General features: G+C 55.0%; 18 protein-coding genes and 1 tRNA gene. 13 read left to right on the top strand and 6 right to left on the bottom strand.

The genetic code is table 11. The annotated features are described in order from the left end of the window. The first annotated feature begins 219 nt into the window (after positions 1–219). From JX360_RS14720 to JX360_RS14710, 3 genes are all read left to right on the top strand, one after another. Complete coding sequence (locus tag JX360_RS14720; RefSeq protein ID WP_244352398.1) at positions 220–1,092, top strand: MBL fold metallo-hydrolase; 873 nt, start codon at positions 220–222, stop codon at positions 1,090–1,092. A 1-nt stretch (position 1,093) separates the two neighbouring features. Next, a complete protein-coding gene (locus JX360_RS14715; protein WP_244352396.1) occupies positions 1,094–1,975 on the top strand; it encodes a metal ABC transporter permease in 882 nt (293 codons plus the stop codon). A gap of 146 nt (positions 1,976–2,121) precedes the next feature. Next, positions 2,122–3,351, top strand: a complete 1,230-nt coding sequence (locus tag JX360_RS14710; RefSeq protein WP_244352388.1) for an RNA-guided endonuclease InsQ/TnpB family protein — start codon at positions 2,122–2,124, stop codon at positions 3,349–3,351. 14 nt (positions 3,352–3,365) lie between these two features. On the opposite strand, the gene JX360_RS14705 is transcribed toward JX360_RS14710, so the two are convergent. Continuing rightward, entirely contained in the window at positions 3,366–4,145 is a 780-nt protein-coding gene (locus JX360_RS14705; protein ID WP_244352402.1) for a photosystem II electron transport protein, Sll1252 family, read from the bottom strand. A gap of 50 nt (positions 4,146–4,195) precedes the next feature. Between JX360_RS14705 and JX360_RS14700 the strand changes: the two genes are divergently transcribed. Next, positions 4,196–4,268: transfer RNA gene (locus JX360_RS14700), tRNA-His, on the top strand. Positions 4,269–4,528: 260 nt separating this feature from the next. Further along, positions 4,529–5,356 (top strand): DUF1350 family protein, encoded by an 828-nt coding sequence (locus tag JX360_RS14695; RefSeq protein ID WP_244352387.1) that lies wholly within the window; start codon positions 4,529–4,531, stop codon positions 5,354–5,356. 26 nt (positions 5,357–5,382) lie between these two features. On the opposite strand, the gene JX360_RS14690 is transcribed toward JX360_RS14695, so the two are convergent. Then, on the bottom strand, positions 5,383–5,538 hold the full coding sequence (locus JX360_RS14690) for a hypothetical protein (RefSeq protein ID WP_244352386.1): 156 nt from the start codon (positions 5,536–5,538) through the stop codon (positions 5,383–5,385). A 190-nt stretch (positions 5,539–5,728) separates the two neighbouring features. On the opposite strand from JX360_RS14690, the gene JX360_RS14685 reads away from it, so the two are divergent. The 3 genes from JX360_RS14685 to JX360_RS14675 all read left to right on the top strand — a co-directional run bounded on the left by JX360_RS14685 (position 5,729) and on the right by JX360_RS14675 (position 7,948). Next, a complete protein-coding gene (locus JX360_RS14685) occupies positions 5,729–6,124 on the top strand; it encodes an Npun_F0494 family protein (RefSeq protein ID WP_244352385.1) in 396 nt (131 codons plus the stop codon). A gap of 48 nt (positions 6,125–6,172) precedes the next feature. Next, a complete protein-coding gene (locus JX360_RS14680) occupies positions 6,173–6,409 on the top strand; it encodes a hypothetical protein (protein ID WP_244352384.1) in 237 nt (78 codons plus the stop codon). Positions 6,410–6,490: 81 nt separating this feature from the next. Next, the gene (locus JX360_RS14675; protein WP_244352383.1) at positions 6,491–7,948 is read left to right on the top strand and encodes a serine hydrolase; all 1,458 of its coding nucleotides are present in this window, start codon (positions 6,491–6,493) and stop codon (positions 7,946–7,948) included. 80 nt (positions 7,949–8,028) lie between these two features. Here JX360_RS14675 and JX360_RS14670 read toward each other — a convergent pair whose 3' ends face one another. The 3 genes from JX360_RS14670 to psaA form a co-directional block, all read right to left on the bottom strand. After that, positions 8,029–8,478: a hypothetical protein gene (locus JX360_RS14670; RefSeq protein ID WP_244352382.1), complete on the bottom strand. Its 450-nt coding sequence runs from the start codon at positions 8,476–8,478 to the stop codon at positions 8,029–8,031. A 616-nt stretch (positions 8,479–9,094) separates the two neighbouring features. After that, positions 9,095–11,329 carry a photosystem I core protein PsaB gene (gene psaB / locus JX360_RS14665; protein WP_244352381.1) on the bottom strand — a complete coding sequence of 745 codons (2,235 nt, stop codon included), beginning with the start codon at positions 11,327–11,329 and terminating at the stop codon, positions 9,095–9,097. Positions 11,330–11,349: 20 nt separating this feature from the next. Beyond that, the gene (gene psaA / locus JX360_RS14660) at positions 11,350–13,617 is read right to left on the bottom strand and encodes a photosystem I core protein PsaA (RefSeq protein ID WP_244352380.1); all 2,268 of its coding nucleotides are present in this window, start codon (positions 13,615–13,617) and stop codon (positions 11,350–11,352) included. A 353-nt stretch (positions 13,618–13,970) separates the two neighbouring features. On the opposite strand from psaA, the gene ureC reads away from it, so the two are divergent. From ureC to JX360_RS14635, 5 genes are all read left to right on the top strand, one after another. Next, positions 13,971–15,689 carry an urease subunit alpha gene (gene ureC / locus JX360_RS14655; RefSeq protein ID WP_244352379.1) on the top strand — a complete coding sequence of 573 codons (1,719 nt, stop codon included), beginning with the start codon at positions 13,971–13,973 and terminating at the stop codon, positions 15,687–15,689. Between the two features lie 204 nt (positions 15,690–15,893). Continuing rightward, positions 15,894–16,730: a DUF6671 family protein gene (locus JX360_RS14650; protein WP_244352377.1), complete on the top strand. Its 837-nt coding sequence runs from the start codon at positions 15,894–15,896 to the stop codon at positions 16,728–16,730. A 37-nt stretch (positions 16,731–16,767) separates the two neighbouring features. After that, entirely contained in the window at positions 16,768–19,542 is a 2,775-nt protein-coding gene (locus JX360_RS14645; protein WP_244352375.1) for a cyclic nucleotide-binding domain-containing protein, read from the top strand. A gap of 241 nt (positions 19,543–19,783) precedes the next feature. Continuing rightward, on the top strand, positions 19,784–20,521 hold the full coding sequence (locus JX360_RS14640) for a Uma2 family endonuclease (RefSeq protein ID WP_279611539.1): 738 nt from the start codon (positions 19,784–19,786) through the stop codon (positions 20,519–20,521). Positions 20,522–20,671: 150 nt separating this feature from the next. Further along, on the top strand, positions 20,672–20,812 hold the full coding sequence (locus JX360_RS14635; RefSeq protein WP_244352371.1) for a hypothetical protein: 141 nt from the start codon (positions 20,672–20,674) through the stop codon (positions 20,810–20,812). Between the two features lies 1 nt (position 20,813). On the opposite strand, the gene JX360_RS14630 is transcribed toward JX360_RS14635, so the two are convergent. Then, positions 20,814–21,530, bottom strand: a 717-nt coding sequence (locus JX360_RS14630; RefSeq protein ID WP_244352369.1) for an RNA-guided endonuclease TnpB family protein, incomplete at its 5' end; no start/stop codon positions are given.

Below are 21,530 nucleotides of genomic sequence, written 5' to 3'. Positions count from 1 at the left end.
CACCTGTAACCGCGATCCTGAACCAACCATGGCGTCTCGGAAGCAGCATGACCAGCGTACCTATCGAATCGAATTCAAAATACACACGTACTGCTATGTCACCGATTAGTTTTGTCAGTCAACCAGCGGGGTAGGAGGGATATGTAGATAAGAGCATCGTTTGATGGGCACGGGTCGGCACAAATTCTAGACTGAAGTATCCCCTTTGGGCGGTGGCTTATGGCGCACCTGAAGCAACGGCGCTCCGAAAACGTGAGCGGTGAATTTTATGTCGATAGCACCTGCATCGACTGTGATACCTGCCGGTGGATGGCCCCGGAGGTGTTTAAGGAGATCGACGACCAATCGGCGGTTTATCATCAGCCCAGCACCGCCAGCGAACGGGAACGGGCCTTACAAGCGCTCCTGTCTTGCCCCACGGCTTCGATTGGCACCCTCAATCCACCCCCGGAGATCAAGACTATACAGGCTAGCTTCCCCCTCCCGGTTAGCGGCAACGTCTACCACTGTGGCTATCATTCTGAGCGCTCCTATGGGGCAGCCAGCTACTTGATCCAACGACCGCAGGGAAATGTGTTGATCGACTCCCCCCGCTTTGTTGCCCCACTGGTCAGGCGGTTGGAAAGCCTGGGCGGGATCCGTTACCTTTACCTCACCCATCGGGATGATGTGGCGGATCACGAGAGGTTTCAGGCCCACTTCGGTTGTGAGCGGATTTTGCATGTAGACGACATTAGCCGTGGCACCGAGGCGGTAGAAATCCAACTCAGCGGACGGGATCCGGTTGACTTGGCTCCTGATTTGTTGATTTTGCCGGTGCCGGGCCATACCAAAGGCCATACGGTTCTGATTTACCAACAGGAGTTTCTCTTCAGTGGTGATCATTTGGCATGGTCGGAGCGCTGGGGTCATCTGATTGCTTTTCGCAATGCCTGCTGGTATTCCTGGGCGGAGTTGCTCCAGTCGATGCGGCGTTTGGCCGAGTATGCCTTTACCTGGGTGCTACCGGGGCATGGCCGCCGTTACCATGCGGATACGGAAACCATGCAACAGCAAATGCAACGGTGCCTTGAGTGGATGAGTGGGCAGTGAAATGGGAATGTTAGCCGGTTGGGATCCTTTGGCTTGGCTCCGGGATCCCTTGGCCTACGGGTTCATGCAGCGGGGGTTGTTGGCGGCGCTGCTGGTGGGGGTGCTCTGTGCTGTTTTGGGGTGCTATGTGGTGCTGCGGGGGATGGCCTACCTGGGAGATGCCTTGGCCCATGCCATTTTGCCGGGGGTGGCCATTGCTTACTTGATGGGGGGGAATTTGACCCTCGGAGCCCTGATCGCGGCAGGGTTGGTGAGTGGGGGCATTGGGTTTCTCTCTCGTTCAGGACAGATTCGGGAAGATACCGCGATTGGCATTTTGTTTGCGGCTTCTTTGGCGTTGGGAGTAGCGCTGATCAGCTCCATCAAAACCTACGCTCAGGATTTAACCCATATTTTGTTTGGCAATGTGCTGGGGGTGAGCAACGGCGATTTGCTCTTGATGGCAGGGTTGAGTGTGGGAGTGCTGGGGCTGATTCTGATGTTTTACCGGCAGTTTTTGCTGGTTAGTTTCGACCCAGTTTTTGCGGCCACTCAGAAGATTCCGGCAGAGTGGTTCCGGCAGTTGTTGTTGCTGATGTTGGCGGTGACGGTGGTGGTATCGCTGCAGGTGGTCGGAGTCGGCCTGGTGACCGCCATGTTGGTTACACCAGGGGCAACGGCTTATCTGCTGACGCGGCGCTTACCGACGATGATGGCTGTGGCGGCGTTGATTGGGGCGGGGGGAAATGTGGTGGGGCTGTACCTGAGTTACTACATTGACATTGCCTCGGGGGCGGCGATGGTTCTGACGGTGGCCCTCATTTTTCTGCTGGTCTTTCTATTGGCTCCGGGACGGGGTTATGTATGGAGCTTCCGCAAGGGAAAAGGGATGAGCAAGCTTTAGCTACGGACGGAAGCCCCGCACTGTACCCGTAGGGTCAGTGTCGGGATAGGGAGTCCAGCGACGGAGCGAAGCGGAATCGCTATTCTTGTCATATGCGAGTGGCCTACCAATATCGACTGCAACCAACCTACGAGCAGCGGTGTCAGATGAGTCGCTGGCTTGAGATGTTGCGGCATCAGTACAACTGGCTGCTGGCAGACCGCTTCGACTGGTGGGAGATGAACCGTTGCCCAATCAACGCTTGCCCACTCGTGGCGAGTATTGCCGAACCACGGGAGCAGCCTAATTACTACAGTCAGAAGCGGTCATTGGTACCCCTGAAGGGTGAACGCCCTTGGTACAAAGAGATTCACTCCCAGGTGCTTCAGGACATGGTGAAGCGGGTCAACCTGGCCTTTGAGCGATTCACCAAGGGCGATAGTTCCGGCAAGCGGAGCGGCAAGCCTCGCTTCAAGGGGCAACATCGCTATCGCACGTTCACGTTTCCTCAGGCCAGCCACGAGTGGATTGAGGGCAATCGGATTCGGCTGCCCAAGATTGGAGTGGTGAAGTTCATCTGCCATAGGCCATTGCCTGAGGGGTTTGCGCTCAAAACAGTGGCAGTATCTCTCAAAGCCGACGGGTGGTACGTGACGTTTTCTCTAGAAGACCAGTCGGTGCCAGAGCTGCCCCTGCCTGAAGTTGTCCCGACCGAGGCCAACAGTCTGGGGGTAGATGCTGGGCTGGAATACTTCATTGCCTGCTCAGACGGCACGACGAAAACACCGCCGCAGTTCTACCGCCAGGCTGAAAAGAAGCTGGCCAAACTCCAGGCGAAGCGTGAACTAAGGCCCAAAGGGTCGAAGGCGCGGCGCAAGTTAAATGCCAAAATTGCCAAGCTGCACCAGCGTATTGCCAGGCAGCGGCGACAGTGGCATTTTGAGACGGCAGGTGAGTTGGTGGACAAAGCCGATGTGATCTTTGTGGAGGATCTGCAAGTCGCCAATATGATCCGCCGTTGCAAACCTAAGCTAGGTGAAGGCGGTGAGTTTTTGCCTAATGGTCAAGCGGCTAAGTCTGGGCTGAACAAAAGTTTTGCTGATGCTGGGATAGCCGGGTTTCTGAACGAAGTCCTTCCGTACAAAGCTGCAAAAGCTGGGCGGTGGGTGGTGAAGGTTAACCCGGCTGGTACATCCCAGCATTGTGCAATGTGTTTGAGCCGAGTCCCGAAAGAGCTATCCGACCGCTGGCATGACTGCCCCCACTGTAGAGCGTCTATGCCGCGAGATGTGAACTCTGCGGTGCTTATCAAAAAAGTGGGCCTGGGGCATCGGCTCACTCTAAAACGCGAAGGTCGTAAGACTGGAGAAGCCCGCCCTCTACGCCTTACAGCGTGAGGGTCGGAAGTATGTCACAGATAGCGAGTCATTTGCACCCGGAAACGGCCCTTTTTGGTCTCAGCAACTTCCTCAATTTGTAGGCGACCGCGCCCACGGATAGCAATCAAATCCTGAGGCCCGACGGTATAGCTAGCTTGGGTGATCGGCTTCCAATTCACACGGACTTCCCCCCGTTGAATTTCTTCTACCATCTTGCTGCGGGACATGCTAAATCCTGCTGATGCCACAGCGTCCAGCCGCAGGGAGGCTTCCACACTGGTGATGGATTTGGTGCGGGGGGGTTGAATCTTGAGTTGTTCAAAAGGGATCCCGTTGACCTTAACGGGCACGGTACGGACTTGAGTCAGGTTTGCCCTGAGGTACTCCACCATTTCCGGCACCACGATCGCCTGGGCCCCGGAGTCTCCCAAGACGATGACATCGCCGACTTTATCGCGGGTAATGCCGGATCCCAATAGGGCGCCCAAAAAATCACGGTGGGTAGCCGGATCAAAGAGAAAATTGCCTTGAATCTGAATTGCGGCCAACGGGATCCCATCCGGTTCAATACTCACCTCCGAGCGGGCAAGGGCTAAGCGTTGTCGTTCTGCCTGTGGATAGCCCCCCGATGCCGCTGTCTGTAACTCGGTCAACTTTTGCAGGCGGGCCTGTACCTCAGCCATTTCCGGCGGGGAGAGAAAATCGCTACAGACCACTTGCCAGGTTTTGAGGGCTTGTTCTCCCAAATCCAAGATTCGTGCCAGGGTTTCTCGGTACTCTGCATCTTGCAATAAATCGGCTCTGGGTAGCATTTTCAGTCTGTACACTTTATCTCATGCTAAGCTAGATACCCGGAATAATGGCGGGCGTAGCCAAGCGGTTAAGGCAGAGGATTGTGGTTCCTCCATCCGTGGGTTCGAATCCCATCGTCCGCCCTCAAGCAAAATAAGGGAAACCCAGTCAGGGCAAGGGCTCTAAAGGCCAATCCAACTATGGAAACCCTGACACGTGAAACCCAAAAACACTATATCTGGACCATATCTGGATAGAAAAATGGGCAACGGGGAGGGCAACCCATTCCGCAGTTTAGGGATCCCTGGTTTGTCTCTGACTTAGGATGGGGTGGGATCTGCTGGGTAACAAGTCGTATGTGGATCTGGATCCCGGATGAACTCGCAGGCGAGGTTGCAAGGCTATGTCACTCACTTGGCAAACCGACGGACAAACGTGGTTTCTCTTGCCTTCTCAACCCCGTGCTGTCGTTCACTTTTTGGGTGGAGCTTTTGTGGGAGCTGCGCCGCAATTTTTTTACAGCCGCCTGTTAGAAGAGCTGGCCCGCATGGATATGGCGATTGTTGCCACTCCCTACACCACCGATATCGATCACGCTCAGCTGGCTTTCAGTGCAGTGCAATCTTTACAGATCGGCCTGCGCAGCAAAGGTTTGGTAGGGTTGCCTCTGTTTGGTTTAGGCCATAGCCTGGGGTGTAAGTTGCAAATTCTTTCTTGTTTGATGGATCCCTCTATAGGGGGACAGCGGCAAGGGAATATTTTTTTAGCCTACAGCAACGCCGGACTCGATCAAGCCCTACCCTTACTGCGGCTATTGTTTCAGACCTGGCCCCAACAACAGGTGACAGACTTGTGGCGGATGTGGATGGGATCCTCTTCGCCGCCGATGAATTGGTGGGTGGAGTTTGAACCTTCTCCTGTGGAAACCAATCGTCTGATTGAGGAGCAGTATCCTGTCAGAAACAACCTACTGCTGGAGTTCCGACAGGATGATATCGACGATATTCCGCTGCTTTACCAACAGCTGCGTAGCAAATATCCAGGCCATACGGAATGGCAACATCTGGAAGGGGATCACCTCACCCCTCTTGGCCTCAGTTATCCCTTCCGGCCCGGCGTTGAATTCAGCCCGATTGATGCTGTGGGGCAGCTGGTTTATCAAACCCTACTGACGCCTAACCAGGCGATGATCCGTTGTATTCAGGCTTGGTTAGCGGCACAGCTGGCCTAGCTCTGCTCCCACCGAGAAAGGCTGGCTTAATCAAGCCAATTGAGGTCGGAAATTAGATCCTGAGCATAGGGAGGAGGTGCCTGAGCTTGCAGATGGAACAACATCTGCAGGGTATCGCTCATGAGAAAATAACAGGTCAAGACCCCACCCGCAGCTACGGCCACCAGGGTTCCCGCCAACATGCGCGAGAACTCCTGTCTCTGGAAAGCCTGCTCCATTAGCCGCAGCGCCCAGAACCCCAGTAAAATGACTATGGTAAGGATAATCAACACGTTATTAAGTATTGTAAAACATATTGTAAAACTATTTTAACAAGGCTGGTGCTCAACTGCCATCGCCAGAACCAGATTTGAATCTAAAGAACGGCTTAGAATGGCTTTGACTTCCCTGCTGCATGACTCCGTGCCAGTCTATCGACGTGCCCAGCGTGCTTGGGTTTGTAGCCCTTTTCGAGTGGCTCTCCTACAGGCGATGCAATTTCAAGGGATCCCTTTGGGAAAGATTTCGGGGTTGGCGGGTGTGCAGGCGGGATATACGCAGCGCCCTTTGCCGGAAATGCTTGCAGATCAAGAGTTGATGTGGCTGATTCAGGTGGGTCTGTTGCGACGGGAGGTAGATGGACAGGGCATTACCGATAGCTATCGTCTAGCACCCCTGGGTCGGCAATTGTTGCAGGATCTAGAAAAAGGTGAAATTCCTGAAGGGATCCCGGCAAGCTGGATAGATCACTTGCAAAATCTTTTGACCCGGTGGCATTTGCTTCCTTAAAGATCCCCTACAGTAGATCTAATTTGCTCAAAGCTCTGGAGGTGTGGTATGCCACCACAGCCAAGACCCGCTCGTGTGACCGGATCCCTGGCCTGCCAACGCCCACTCCAAACCTCGTTGCAGCAGCGCAGCCAAGCGATTAACCGACGCAGCAAACCCATCCACCACAAAACTCACTTGCTCTACCGGCGCAATTTGCCCCTTTACCTACGCAACCTGCTTTCCCAATACCGTACTAGCTTTATTTACAACCTCAAGGCCAAACCCGTGAGCAGAGTTCGCTAGGGATCCCGAAAACCAATCCCGAAGGATTTCCAATGGATGGGACGGGCACAAAGTTGAACTCGCTGAGTGAGGAATACCGTCATGGGTTGGCATCCACAGTTACAAGCCGATCTGGCCCAGGTGTATACAGCCTTTCACCTGCCCGGCTTGGCGGTGGCGGTGTTAGCCGATGGGGAGGTGTATCCATTTGAATTTGGCTATCGCAATCATCAGGAGCCCTTTACCCTCGATACCCTCTGTTTGGTGGCTTCCGTTAGCAAGTCATTCACGGCGACCTTAGCCGGGATCCTTGTGGATCAGGGACAGGTGGAGTGGGAAAAACCGGTACGCCACTACTGGCCAGAGCTGCAACTGATGGATGAACAGGCCACCCAGTCCATGACCCTGACGGATATGCTCTGCCACCGCACGGGCTTACCCTCCCACGAGAATCTGCTGGCAGAGGGGGTGGGACGCGAGTTACCTGATCGAGGGCGTGAGTACCGACGGCAACTGCTCAAGCGTTTGGCCTATTTTGAACCTGCTCAAGCCTTCCGCACCCAATTTCAGTATCAAGATCTCGTGTTTTCCGGCGCGGGAGCCATCCTAGAAGAGGTCACCAACCGTCGGTACGAAGACTTAATCCAGGAGTACTGCTTGGATCCTTTGGGGATGGCCGATAGCACCTTTTCCCGTCCAGCCGCTTTGGCTACCGGACGTTTGGCCCAGGGCTATGGCTGGGTAGACGGGCAGATTCAGCCTATTCCCCACTGCGATACCCGTTACATTGCCCCTTCAGCAGGGCTCTATAGCACCGCAAATGACCTGATGCGTTGGCTTCAATTTCATCTCCATGGCGGTAGTATCGGGGGAAATCCCCTGATTTCCGAAGCCTCATTGCGCTGGATCCATCGCCCTCACATGGCCATTGGGGCACAGGTTTCACTGGTGGGTGGGGGGTTGGCCACCTATGGCCTGGGTTGGGTTCAAAGCAGCATCGGCTCGGAACTGATGCTTTCCCATGGCGGATCCTTTAATGGCTACCGCACCACAGTGGCGTTCATCCCAGCGCGAGGCTTTGGGGTGGCCGTTCTAACCAACCTCAATGTCAGCAATGCCAACACAATCGGTGCTTTGGTGGTGATGGATCGGTTGCTAGGGCAGGTGCAGGTGGAAACTCGAATTGCCTACGGAAAACAGGTGGCAGAAGGATTTGCCCGACAGGCAGCCGCAGCAGAACAAGCCTTTTGGGCGGGCCGGGATCCCAACGCTCTACCCCAACATCCCTTAGCGAACTACCTGGGTCAGTTTCATCACCCTGGCTACGGCACCTTCACCATTTCTCTGGGCGAGGGTCGCCTCTGGCAAACCTATGATCAGCGCACCTACCCCTTGGATCCCTACAACGGCGAAACCTTCAGCACGCGTTTCCAATCCACAGAAAATCGCCTCTTGCACCTCTCCCTCACCTTTGAAACCGATGCCAAGGGACAGGTGGTGGCAGTTCGGATCCCCATCGTGGAGGATATTTCACCCCCAAGATTTGTTCGCGTGGCTTGATTAGCAAACTTGAAGCTCAAAAAAAGGGATCCCCTAGCCAAATCAAGAGATCTGGTATAGAGCTAAAGTGGAGATCAGCTCTATGGCTGTTCCACTATTTTGCTATCTTTAGACCTGAAGATTTCCCAGAAAACATGAAGCAGTTTGCAAGTGGGATACAGCAGAAGGAGGGCTAGAACCTGCCAATGATCTCCACTCAAAATGACCTCAATTGGACAACGACAAAATACTGCCCAGAAGGCCACTATAGAAATTAAGGGAGTCAAAGCAGACGCGATCGACTTTAAATGTCGATACCTCCAGCACTGCGAGAACCTATCTATCCCCCAAGACATCAGATCAAAAAAAAGAAGACCAAAAAACAAATAAAGGATGAAGATAGGAACTTGAGGATATCCTACTGTCCAAAGGAAAAAACCTCCAGCCAAAACAGAAACTGATGTGATCAGGGCTTTTTCAACGAGCTTGACCAAAAGACTGGTCGAAGTGTTTTTCTGGGTTTCATTCTTCTCTGACAAGGCACCTACCATTTTTCACTTTCCTTAGCTGCGATTGTGATTTGTATCCACAAAATACTTGGAACCAGCAGTCTAAAAGCCTGAAAACACGTCGTGACAGACGCCGGTTACAAATCCCCACATGCCAGTTGAGCAGACTGAGTAGTAAAAGTCTTGGAAATTAAACGGTCGTTGGTAATAAATACAGTCAGAGGCATATCTCACTCCTCCAACAACACATCCCCCAGCCGCTCCGATAAGTGGAGCATTAGATCTATTTGCATTAATTGTGTCTAGCCTGGATGTGTCAGTTGGTGGGACTGATAATTCAGAAGCAAGAACATCTTCCTGAAAACCTGGTGCAAAAGCTACGGGGTTGCTTACATCCGCACAACTGGATCCGAATACAACTAAAGCACTGACACAAACTGCTTGACCCCGTATCTGCTTAAGGGAGAGAGGTCGTGGAGACATTAGTGTTCTCCTTGACACCATAGTTGAGAAATAATCTCAAGAGAAGGCTACCAACATGAGAGCGAAAAGTTCAAGTTAAATTTACAAAAGTTAGCAAACTTGAAGATCAAAAAAAGGGATCCCCCAACCAAGTCAAGGGATCCCGTCTAATTAGTTAGTAACCGGTTAAGGTGCGCTAGCCAAACTGTGAGGCCGTCGAGGCGATCACAAAGGCCGCGTAGGTGAGAACATAACCCACTGTGAAGTGAGCCAGGCCCACCAAACGACCTTGCACAATCGACATAGCCACCGGCTTATCTTTCCAGCGGATCAGCTTGGCCAAGGGGGTACGCTCATGCGCCCACACCAAGGTTTCGATCAGCTCTTGCCAGTAACCACGCCAGGAGATCAAGAACATGAACCCAGTAGCCCACACCAAGTGGCCGAACAGGAACATCCAAGCCCAAACCGCCAGGTTATTCATCCCGTAGGGGTTGTAGCCGTTGATCAACTGAGCAGAGTTCGCCCAGAGGTAATCCCGCAGCCAACCCATCAGGTAGGTGGAGTTCTCGTTGAACTGGGCCGTGTTACCGCTCCAGACGCCGAGCTGTTTCCAGTGCCAGTAGAAGGTGACCCAGCCGATGGTGTTCAGCATCCAGAACATAGCCAGATAGAAGGCATCCCACGCGGAGATATCGCAGGTGCCACCCCGACCGGGGCCATCGCAGGGGAAACTGTAACCGAAGTCCTTCTTGTCGGGCATCAGCTTGGAACCGCGTGCATCCAACGCACCCTTGACCAAGATCAAGGTGGTGGTGTGCAGACCCAAGGCAATAGCGTGGTGAACCAAGAAGTCGCCAGGGCCAATCGGTAGGAACAAGGATCCATTCGGGTCGTTGATGGCCGACAACCAACCGGGCAGCCATACGTTACCGTAATTGGGCCAAGCAGTGGAGGCGATGCTGTCGGGGTTGGCCAACAACACATCCATGCCGTAGATCAACTTGCCATGAGAAGCCTGGATGAACTGAGCAAACAACGGCTCGATCAAAATTTGCTTCTCCGGCGTGCCGAAGGCTTGCATGACATCGTTGTGGACGTACAGCCCCAAGGTGTGGAAGCCCAAGAACAGCGACACCCAGCTCAGGTGGGAGATGATCGCTTCCTTGTGATCCAGTACCCGCGCCAGCACATTGTCCTTGTTGGCTTCAGGGTTGTAATCCCGTACCAAGAAGATCGCCCCGTGGGCAAAGGCCCCCACCATCAAGAATCCAGCAATGTACTGGTGATGGGTGTAGAGCGCCGCCTCCGTGGTGTGATCCAAGGACATGAACACGTAGGGGTTGAGGGAGTACATGTGCTGTGCCACCAGCGAGGTCACCACCCCCAAGCAGGCCAAGTGCCAGCCCAACTGGAAGTGCAGAGACTCGTTGTAGGTGTCGTAGATGCCCTCATGGCCACGGCCCAACAAGCCCCCAAACGGAGTGCCCTTAGGCGGATTGTGAGCCGCCATGATCTCCCGCATCGAGTGGCCAATGCCCCAGTTGGTGCGGTACATATGACCGGCGACGATGAAAATCACCGCAATGGCCAGATGGTGGTGGGCCATATCCGTCAGCCACAAGGACTGGGTGTTCGGGTCGAAGCCACCCAAGAAGGTGAGAATGGCGGTACCCGACCCTTCCGCCGTACCCCAGGCATGGCTGGTAGTATCGGGGTTCTGGGCATAGACCCCCCAGTTGAGGGTGAAGAAAGGCTTCAGACCCGCTGGGTGGGGCAGAGTGGTGAGGAAGTTATCCCAACCCACATGCTGACCGCGAGATTCAGGGATGGCGACGTGGACCAGGTGACCCGTCCAGGCCAGAGAACTGACCCCGAACAACCCTGCCAGGTGGTGGTTGAGCCGGGATTCAGCATTCTTAAACCAACTCAAGCTGGGACGGAAACGGGGCTGTAGGTGCAACCAACCGGCAAACAGCAGGGTGGCCGCAAACAGCAGCAAACCGACGGCACCGGCATACAGATCGCCATTGGTGCGCAAGCCGATGGTGTTGAACCAGTAGTAGAGACCGGAGTAGGCCGCATTGACGGGGCCACCGCCTCCGGGTTGGGTAAAGGCCTCTACGGCTGCCTTACCAAACTGGGGATCCCAGATGGCATGGGCGATGGGGGTAACCCCACTGGGGTTGGCTACCCATTGTTCGTAGTTGCCTTGCCAGGCGATGTGAAAGACGTTGCCAGACGCCCACAGGAAGATGATCGCCAGATGGCCGAAGTGGGTCGCAAACAGCTTTTGGTAAAGCCGCTCCTCCGTCATGCCATCGTGGGTTTCAAAGTCGTGAGCGGTGGCGATGCCATACCACAAACGACGCGTGGTGGGGTCGCTGGCAAGGTCTTGGCTGAACTGTGGAAAACGAGTTGCAGTTGCCATTGTTCAATTTCCTCCTTGCCTTAGCCGAGTGCGCCGAACCGTGCCAGGAAGAACGCCCACGTGGTGACGATCCCTCCTAACAGGTAGTGGGCCACACCGACCGCCCGACCCTGAATGATGCTCAGAGCACGGGGCTGAATGGCCGGAGCGACTTTCAGCTTGTTGTGGGCCCAGACGATGGACTCGATCAGCTCTTGCCAGTAGCCGCGGCCACTAAACAGGAACATCAAGCTGAAGGCCCACACAAAGTGAGCGCCCAAGAAGAGCAATCCATAGGCCGACAGAGCCGAGCCATAGGAGTTGATCACCTGAACTGCTTGGGCCCACAGGAAGTCCCGCAGCCAGCCGTTGATGTTGACCGAACTGGCCGCAAAGTTGCCGCCGGTAATATGGTCAATCGTGCCATCGGCGTTAACGGTGCCCCAGATATCGCTCTGCATTTTCCAGCTGAAGTGGAAGATGACGATGGAAATGCAGTTGTACATCCAGAACAAACCTAGGAACACATGATCCCAGCCGGAAACTTGACAGGTGCCACCCCGACCCGGGCCATCGCAGGGGAAGCGGAAGCCCAGCTTGCCTTTGTCTGGAATCAGACGGGAGGAGCGGGCAAACAGCACACCCTTGAGCAAAATCAACACCGTGATGTGGATGGTCATGGCGTGGATGTGGTGCACCATGAAGTCCGCCGTGCCCAACACCATCGGCATCATGGAAACCTTGCCCCCGATGGCAACAATGTCACCCCCGAAGATCGGACTTACCGATGCACCGGCGTAGGGCGCTGTGCTGGCGATGGCGTTGGTGTGTAGCGACTGAATCCACTGGGCAAAGATCGGCTGCAGCTGAATGCCCGTATCGGAGAACATATCCTGCGGACGACCGAAGGCTTGCATGGTGTCGTTGTGGACGTAGAAACCAAAGGCATGGAAACCCAAGAACAGACACACCCAGTTCAGGTGGCTGATGATGGCATCCCGATGGCGCAGCACGCGATCCAAAACGTTATTGCGGTTCACTGCCGGGTCGTAATCCCGCACAAAGTAGATGGCCCCGTGGGCGGCACCACCGACCACAAAGAAGCCGCCCAACCACATATGGTGGGTGAACAGCGAAATTTGGGTGGCGTAGTCAATCCCCATGTAAGGGTAGGGGTTCATGGCGTACATGTGCTGGGCCACGATGATGCTCAGGGATCCCACCATGGCCAGGTTGATGGCCAGTTGGGCATGCCAAGAGGTGGTGAGCACTTCATACAGCCCTTTGTGGCCTTCACCGGTGAAGGGGCCTTTGTGGGCCTCCAGGATCTCCTTCATGGAATGGCCGATGCCCCAGTTGGTTCGGTACATGTGACCGGCCACGATGAAGAGCACGGCAATCGCTAGATGGTGGTGAGCCTGATCCGTCAGCCAGAGGGCACCGTTTTGCGGATCCAAGCCCCCCTTGAAGGTGAGGAACTCAGCGTATTTGCCCCAATCCAAGGTGAAGAAAGGCACCACCCCGCTGAAGATGCCCCAATCGACGCTGGGGAACATTTCCTTCATCAAGGCCGGGTTGAGGATGAACTCATGGGGCAGAGGCACTTGGTCAACCGGCACGCCCGCATCCAACATTTTGTTGATGGGAATGGAAACGTGAATTTGGTGACCGGCCCAAGCCAATGAACCCAACCCCAGCAAACCCGCCAAGTGGTGGTTCATCATCGATTCCACATTCTGGAACCACTCCAGCTTGGGAGCGCGCTTGTGATAGTGGAACCAACCGGCAAACAGGCACAAGCCAGCCATCACCAAACCACCGATAGCGGTGCAGAGGAGTTGAAACTCGTTGGTGATGCCACCGGCCCGCCAGAGGTGGAAAAGACCGGAGGTAATGCGGATCCCTTCAAAGCCGCCACCCACATCCCCGTTCAGAATTTCCTGACCAAAAATAGGCCAGACAACCTGGGCGCTGGGCTTGATGTTGACCGGATCCGCCACCCAAGCGGAATAGTTGGAGAACTGAGCTCCGTGGTAGTACATGCCGCTCAGCCAGACAAAGACCACCGCCAGGTGGCCAAAGTGAGCGGAAAAGATCTTACGAGAGACGTCTTCTAAGTCGCTGGTGTGACTATCGAAGTCATGAGCAAGAGCATGGAGGTTCCAGATCCAGGTCGTGGTCTTGGGTCCACGCGACAGGCTGCGATCGAAGTGTCCCGGCTTGGCCCATTTCTCAAAGGAAGTGGGAACCGGATCCACGTCAACCGACACCTTGACCTTTGGCTCTCGCTCCTTTGGCGTAGTTGTCATCAAGAACTCCTCTCTTGCGACAAGGAACGAAGCATTCCTGCCCGTCGGCAGCCGTGAAGCTCGGGGAATTTCCCCAGGGCAGGACTTACAAGGCATTATAGGGCAGCGTTTGGTAGCGCCTGGATGCTTCACAATAATTAAACCAGGGATCCCTTGCCCCATCAGGATTACGGCAAGCTTATGATCCCTTTTTCGATCATGATTGTGAATATATGTAACAGATTTTCAGCCGGTTTAGAGAAAGTAAGAGCTGGCCAAGAACGAGTGTCCGATTGGGCAATGTGCCTAAAGGGATCCCCTGGATGGGGATATTTATGGTAGAAACCTGTCAACCCTTTGCTGGAAGCTCTCCCATGACCCTAGAAATTCCCCGTCGCCAATACGTGAGTAACTACGGCCCCACCGTGGGGGATCGGGTGCGCTTGGCGGATACGGAGTTGATCATTGAGGTGGAGCAGGATCTCACCACCTACGGGGAAGAGATCAAGTTTGGGGGTGGCAAAACGATTCGGGATGGCATGGGGCAATCGCCAACAGCCACCCGGGCGGGGGGAGCACTGGACTTGGTGATCACCAACGCTCTGATCCTGGATTGGTGGGGCATTGTTAAGGCGGATATCGGCATTCGAGATGGCTATATCGTCGGCATCGGCAAAGCCGGAAACCCCAATATCCAATCAGGGGTGACACCGGGCATGGTGGTGGGTGCTGCTACAGAAGCTATTGCCGGTGAGAATCTCATCCTGACGGCAGGGGGGATCGATACCCATGTGCACTTTATCTGTCCACAACTGTGTGAGTTTGCCATTGCTTCCGGCTTGACCACCCTCTTGGGAGGTGGAACCGGGCCTGCTACTGGCACCAATGCCACCACCTGCACGCCGGGATCCTGGAATTTGGGCAAAATGCTCCAGGCAGCAGAGGGATTTCCCCTCAATCTGGGCTTTTTTGGCAAGGGGAATGCCGCTTTCCCAGAAGCTTTACGGGAACAGATCGAAGCAGGGGCCTGTGGCCTCAAGATCCATGAAGACTGGGGATCCACCCCGGCGGTGATCGACAGCTGCCTACAGGTGAGCGATGAATACGACGTGCAAACCCTCATCCACACCGACACCTTAAATGAATCCGCCTTTGTGGAGGACACCATCGCCGCCATCAATGGCCGCACCATTCATACCTTTCATACCGAAGGGGCTGGCGGTGGACATGCGCCCGATATCATCCGCATTGCCTCTGAGCCGAATGTGTTGCCCAGTTCCACCAATCCGACTCGCCCGTTTACCCGCAACACCATCGAAGAACATTTAGACATGTTGATGGTCTGCCATCACCTCAGCAAGAATGTGCCGGAGGATATCGCCTTTGCCGAAAGCCGCATTCGCCCCCAAACCATTGCCGCCGAAGACATTTTGCATGACATGGGGGTATTCAGCATTATCTCTTCTGACTCCCAGGCCATGGGCCGGGTTGGAGAAGTGATCATCCGCACCTGGCAGACCGCCCACAAGATGAAAGTGCAACGGGGATCCCTGCCGCAGGACAGTGCCCGCAACGACAATTACCGAGCCAAGCGCTACGTTGCCAAGTACACCATCTGTCCTGCCCTTGCTCAGGGGCTGAGCCATGTAATCGGATCGGTGGAGGTGGGGAAGCTGGCGGATCTGTGCTTGTGGAAACCGGCGTTTTTTGGGGTGAAGCCGGAGTTGGTTTTGAAGGGGGGGCTGATTGCCTATGCCCAAATGGGGGATCCGAATGCTTCGATTCCAACGCCGCAACCGGTTTATCCCCGCCCGATGTTTGGTAGCTTTGGCCGCGCCCTAACCCAGACCAGTCTGTTGTTTGTTTCCCAAGCGGCCCTGGACAAGGGGATCCCGCAACAACTGGGGATCCAACGTCCGGTGGTGGCTGTCAAAAATTGCCGTGAAATCAGCAAAGCAGACCTGAAATTGAATACCAGCACTCCCCATATCGAGGTCAACCCGGAAACCTATGAAGTACGGGCGGATGGAGAATTGCTCACCTGTGAACCAGCGGAGGTATTGCCCATGGCACAACGGTACTTCTTGTTTTGAGCTTTAACCGCAAGCAGCCCCGCGCTCTACCTGTTAGGGTGAGCGTCCAGGAGTATGTTACTGCGGTTCTCCGAGCCTGTCGTTATATATTTGGCAAACTATCCTGAAGAGACAGGCGCAACAGAGTTCTAAAACTTCTTCCAATGGGATCCATAGGAGAATCTGTGGCTTGATCAATCGGGGTAAGGGCTATTATTCGTAGCGATGTGGGAGGGATGGCACAACTCAGTGGCTCTGCTGGCCACTCGGCACGGCAAAGAGACCGTCATTGGCCCTCTTTTGCACCAGCACTTGGGCATCCGCGTTGAGGTGGTAGACCTTGATACCGACCAATTTGGCACTTTCTCCCGGGAACGGCCTCGACCTGGGGATCCTTTGGCCACCTTACGCCTGAAGATTGAATCCGCGCTGAAGCTGAAGGATGCGCCCTTGGGCCTAGCGAGTGAGGGATCCTTTGGCCCCCATCCTCAGCTTCCCTGGCTGGCCTGGAATCAGGAGTGGGTGATGTTGAAGGATCAAGCACAGGGGTTGGAGCTGGTGGGCTGGGCCGAGAGCAGCCAAACCAACTTTAGCCATCGCCATGTGACCACAATGGCGGAAGCCTTGGCTTTTGCTCAGCAGGTGGGTTTCCCAGAGCACGGTTTGATCGCCCTCGACGATCCGCAGCACCCGCAGGTGATCCACAAAGGGATCCAGGATGAGGATACCCTCCGAGCTGTGTTCAATGAGCTGAATACACGGGGTCAGGGGGTTCATTTGGAAACCGATATGCGGGCCATGTGCAATCCTTCTCGTTTACAGGTGATCGCCGCCGCCACCCAAAATTTGATCGCTAGAGCCCAAAGCCTTTGTCCTGCCTGTGGAACCCCCGGTTATTGGCGGATTCGCTCCTTGTCTGGTCTGCCCTGTGGCGACTGTGGTGCTCCCACACCATTACCCAAAGCCTGGGTGTATGGGTGTTTGCGCTGCCACCATAGCCATCAGGAGCCTGTCCGGGATCCCTGGGCTGATCCGGCCCAATGTGCGTTTTGTAATCCTTGAAATGTTGTCTTGGCAATCCAGTAGGAATCGGTTGTGTATGTCCTGGGTATCCCTAAGTGAGCGGCAGTTCCATCGGCTGCGTTGGGCGTTAACAGTGGCTTGGCTGCTGTTGATCGGGTCTCTGGTGGTGGATCCGATTTCCCCCCGTCTGACGGATGCCCAAACTGGGATCCCTGGGTTGCGGGTGGATCTGGAGCGCTGTGTACCGGTACAGGGGCAGTGTGTGGCGTTGGGATCCGCTCATTACTATCTGGGGGCGCCAATTTTTTGGGGTTTGGTGGTGCCTAGCGCCATTTTGATTCTGTTGATCTTTGGGCATGATCTGTGGCGACGCATATGCCCACTGTCATTCGTGTCTCAGATCCCGCGTGCCCTCGGGATTCAACGCAAAGTGACCAAGGGCAAACGGGCAGAAGTTCCCCGCGTGAATGCCGAATCTTGGCTGGGGAAAAACTATTTATATGTGCAATTGGGCTGGTTTTTCCTGGGGCTCAATGCCCGCTTGTTGGGGATCAATAACGACCGCAGGTTGCTTTTGGGTTGGCTGCTCATTACCCTGGCTGCTGCCATCACGGTTGGGTTTCTCTATGGGGGCAAAAGCTGGTGCAATTATTTTTGTCCGATGGCTCCGGTGCAAAAAATCTACGGTGAACCCAGAGCTTTGCTGGCTCAACCGGCCCACACCAGCGATAGCAAAATTACCCAGTCCATGTGTCGCAGTGTGGAACCCGATGGCAGCGAAAAAAGTGCCTGTGTTGCCTGCCAAAGTCCATGTATCGATATTGATGCGGAGCGCACCTACTGGCAGGGGATTGAACAACCCCAACAGCAACTGTTGTACTACGGCTATGTGGGCTTAGTGGTGGGCTACTTTGTCTACTACTATCTCTATGCAGGTAACTGGGACTATTACCTGTCGGGAATTTGGGCTTACGAGCCGGGGGGGCTGGAGCGGTGGTGGAATCCTGGTTGGTACATTGCGGGCAGGGTGATTCCGGTGCCCAAAATTGTGGCTGTGCCCATCACGTTAGGACTTTTCACCTGGGCGGGCTGGAGCTGGGGCCGTCAACTGGAACGCTGGGCCCAAACCCGCTGGGGATCCCGGTTAGACCCCATTGAAATTCGCCATCGCCTCTACAGTCTTTGCACCTTTTTGATCTTTAACTTTTTCTTTGTGTTTGCCGGACGCTCCTGGTTGGCAATGTTGCCCAGCTGGGTTCAGTGGGGATGGGAATTCTTGATTTTGGCGGGTAGCAGTTTTTGGCTTTATCGCACTTGGCCGCGTCATCCGGATCAATACAGTCGAGAAGGATTGGCTACCCGCCTGCGGAAACAATTGGCCAAATTCCAGTTCAACTGGCCCAAGGTGTTGGAAGGGCGAAATCTCTCAGATTTAAGTAGCGACGAGATCTATGTGCTGGCCAAGGTGTTGCCAGGATTTACCCAGGAAAAACGCCTGGAAGCCTACAAAGAGGTGCTCAGAGAAGCCCTAGACGAGGGCTATGTCAACAGCAGCAGCAGCCTGAAGGTGTTGGCTCAGCTGCGACAACAACTGGACATCAGCGATGACGATCACCAAGACCTCCTGCTGGAGTTGGGAGTGGAGGATCCCAGTTTGATGGATCCCAGTCGTCTTCATAGCCTGGAAAACTCGGTGCGCCTCTCAGGGTATCGCCGCGCTCTAGAGCGAATGCTCACGCTGCAAAGCCAACAGTCTTTGGAGGAGCTGATCCGCCGGGATCCCGAGTCTGTTCAGCAATTGCGGCAGGAATATCGCATCACCCCAGAGGAGGAAGCCGAGCTCGTCGGCGGGCTGGATCGACAGGCGGAACGTTGGCAGCGGGCGGAACACCTGCTTACCCAATTGCAAAATCTGATCCAACGGTTTCATGCCCTCAACCAACCGCTGCTGCTGCGGCAAACCTTGGTCCTGAACCTGCTGCGGGCCAGTGTCAAGCAAAAAAAACGCCTGCTGGTGCGTGCCCTGTTGGAGATGATGGAGAGCAACCCCGATTTCGACCTCAATCTGCGCATGGCCCAAGCCCTAGCAGAACTCTCGCCTGCGGTGTTGCCGGAGGTGCTGGATAACCCGACCGCCGCTTGGGCTAGCCGTCTGCCCTACTCCCTCCTGAAAACCCTACGGGCTCCTGGCTCCAATTCCCCTGCCTGTGCGCTAGATCTCTCCACAGAGACCATCACCGGCCATCTGCAGGCCCTCCTAGCCGAAAGCAACCCGATCATCCAGGCGATTAGTCTCTATCTGTTGCACACCCTGGATCCCGCTCAACTCCCCGATTCACTGCCGGCCCCTTCCCATCCCCTGGTCACAACAACAGCGCAGATCCTTCAAGCCCACCCCAAGGGATCCCTGGCCCTTTCCCAATTGCCTGACCTAGAAAAGCTGACTTACCTGTTTAACAGCCAACTGTTTGCCGGGATCCACACCCAAACGCTGCTGGAATTAGAAGCTATTGCCTATTTCAAGATCTTTCAGGCTCAAGACATCATCTCGGATGAGGGGGATACCTGTCGGGAACTCTTGATTTTGATCGAGGGCAAAGCAGAGGTCGAAACCTACGAACGTGGTCATCAGGTCATTTCCAGCCTGCTCCCCGGCCAAATTTTGGATGAGCTAGAGGTACTCTCCCACGGGAGACAATCAGGGCGCATTACGGCCACCCACAGTCCCACCCGCCTGCTGGCCATTGCCGTCGATGATCTCGACCGTATTCTCGAACGGGATCCCGATTTGTCTCGTCGCATTCTGGAATGGGAAAGCCGCCGCTTACAACAGTTGCTACACGGTCCTTAGGACAGCGTCCTAAGCAAGGATTCCACTTGTTTAAATGAACATGTCGTCAGCCTTGCCCATCCGCTCAAGACTCGCCTCATCCTACCGGGATCCCTGGAGCGGAGGTGCTGTAGACCCACGCTAGGATTGCGTAGCTCGGGAGCTAGCAATATGCATTTGCAGCCTCATGCTTAAAGAGACGACCCCCTCACTCCCTCAAGACAAGCGCTAAGATCACGTACATCTGCAACCGGATTTCCTGATGGATACCGAACTGCTTGTTCCAATCCCAAATGTTGAGGATCTTGTCACTGAGGATGATACCCCGGTGGATAATTTTGCTTCGGAAAAACAGCAGCGTCTCCTAACAGGGGTTCTCTACAGTGCGTGGCGCAACAAGACTTTTTTGGCAGCAGCTAATGTTGGTATTTACACCACCATCGGGCGGCCTCCGATTGTGCCCGATGTCTTTCTGAGTTTGGATGTTACCGTCCCTGACCAGTGGTGGGAAAAGCAAAACCGTTGTTATTTGCTATGGCAATTTGACAAGCCACCGGATGTGGTGATTGAGATTGTGTCTAACCGGGAGGGTAATGAGCTGGAAAGCAAGCTGAATCGCTATGAGCAGATGCGAGTCAGCTATTACGTGGTCTTTGACCCCAATCATGAATTGGGTTCGGATGAGTTGCGAATTTTTGAACTGCGGGGTCGGCATTACCTGGAAATGACCGAAACTTGGTTGGAACAGGTGGATCTGGGGCTGACAGTGTGGGAGGGGATTTTTGAGGCCAAACAAGCCCGTTGGCTGCGCTGGTGCGATGCGCAAGGCAACTTACTGCTGACTGGAGATGAGCAAGCAGATCTGGAGCGAGAGAGAACCCGTCAGGAACGCCAACGAGCGGAGCAGGAACATCAAAGAGCGGAGCAGGAACGTCAACGAGCTGAACGTCTTGCGGAAAGATTGCGTGCTTTGGGGCAGGATCCTGATCTGGAGTTTTAGCACAAACACAAATTGTTCGTGCTAACCCGAAAGTGGAGTACAACAACAGTACAGGTGGCTATCTTCAGGGGTGGACCTAGGGAGAGTCTTTGAGGATACCCTTCGGCACTAGGCTCAAAAAGAGTGTTGCTGCTGGAGTAACCGCTCAACTTGGATTCCCGAGCGGCCCTGGACAATGGGATCCCGCAACAGCTGGGGATCCAACGTCCGGCGGTGGCTGTCAAAAATTGCCGCGAAATCAGCAAAGATGCGCAAGGTGCTGCGCCGGGGCAACTTTACCAGTCAAGGTAAACTACCCGACGCTGACCCTAGCGGATACAGCGCGGGCTTTCAGTAGCCCTCCAGTTATCTGGCAAGATAACCAGGAACCTCCAGGACGGTTTACAAGCGCCCCGATTGCTTGGTCGCGCCAGCGGTGCGGAGCACGAATGTTCTTGGCCCCGTTGAAATCCGCATCCCCATGCCAACCACAATGCCCACACTGGAACTGCTTACCCTTCCGGTGGCGCTCCGCGCCGTGCGGAGCACGATACGACTGGTCGGGATCAGGATGAATGTGCAGGCAGCGGTGACACATTTGGCTGGTGTAGGCCGGGTTCACCAGAACCAGCTTCACGCCTTCTTTCAGACACTTGTAGGTCAAGAATTGCCTCAACTGGTGGAACGCCCAGCTATTGCTACGTCTCCTCTCAGTCCTGGAGCGGGGCAGTTGGTTGGTGCGTTCCCGGATCCCGGTCAAATCTTTCAGTGCAACACTGGCAGAAAGGGCTTCGGCGGTTGCAACAATGACCCTCCGGGTCGTCCGGAGGACGATCCGTTTGGAAACATTGTGGTTGACCCAACTTTGGAACCGACGCTCGTGCTCCGCACCGCTGACGCGACCGTGCTCCGCACCGCTGACGCGACCGTGCTCCGCACCGCTGACGCGACCGTGCTCCGCACCGCTGACGCGACCGTGCTCCGCACCGCTGACGCGACCGTGCTCCGCACCGCTGACGCGACCGTGCTC

The sequence above is a fragment of the Thermostichus vulcanus str. 'Rupite' genome (genome assembly GCF_022848905.1).
Classification (GTDB): Bacteria; Cyanobacteriota; Cyanobacteriia; order Thermostichales; family Thermostichaceae; genus Thermostichus; species Thermostichus vulcanus_A.
Note: the sequence above shows the minus strand (reverse complement) of the source record. Positions and strands in the feature narration are given on the sequence as shown.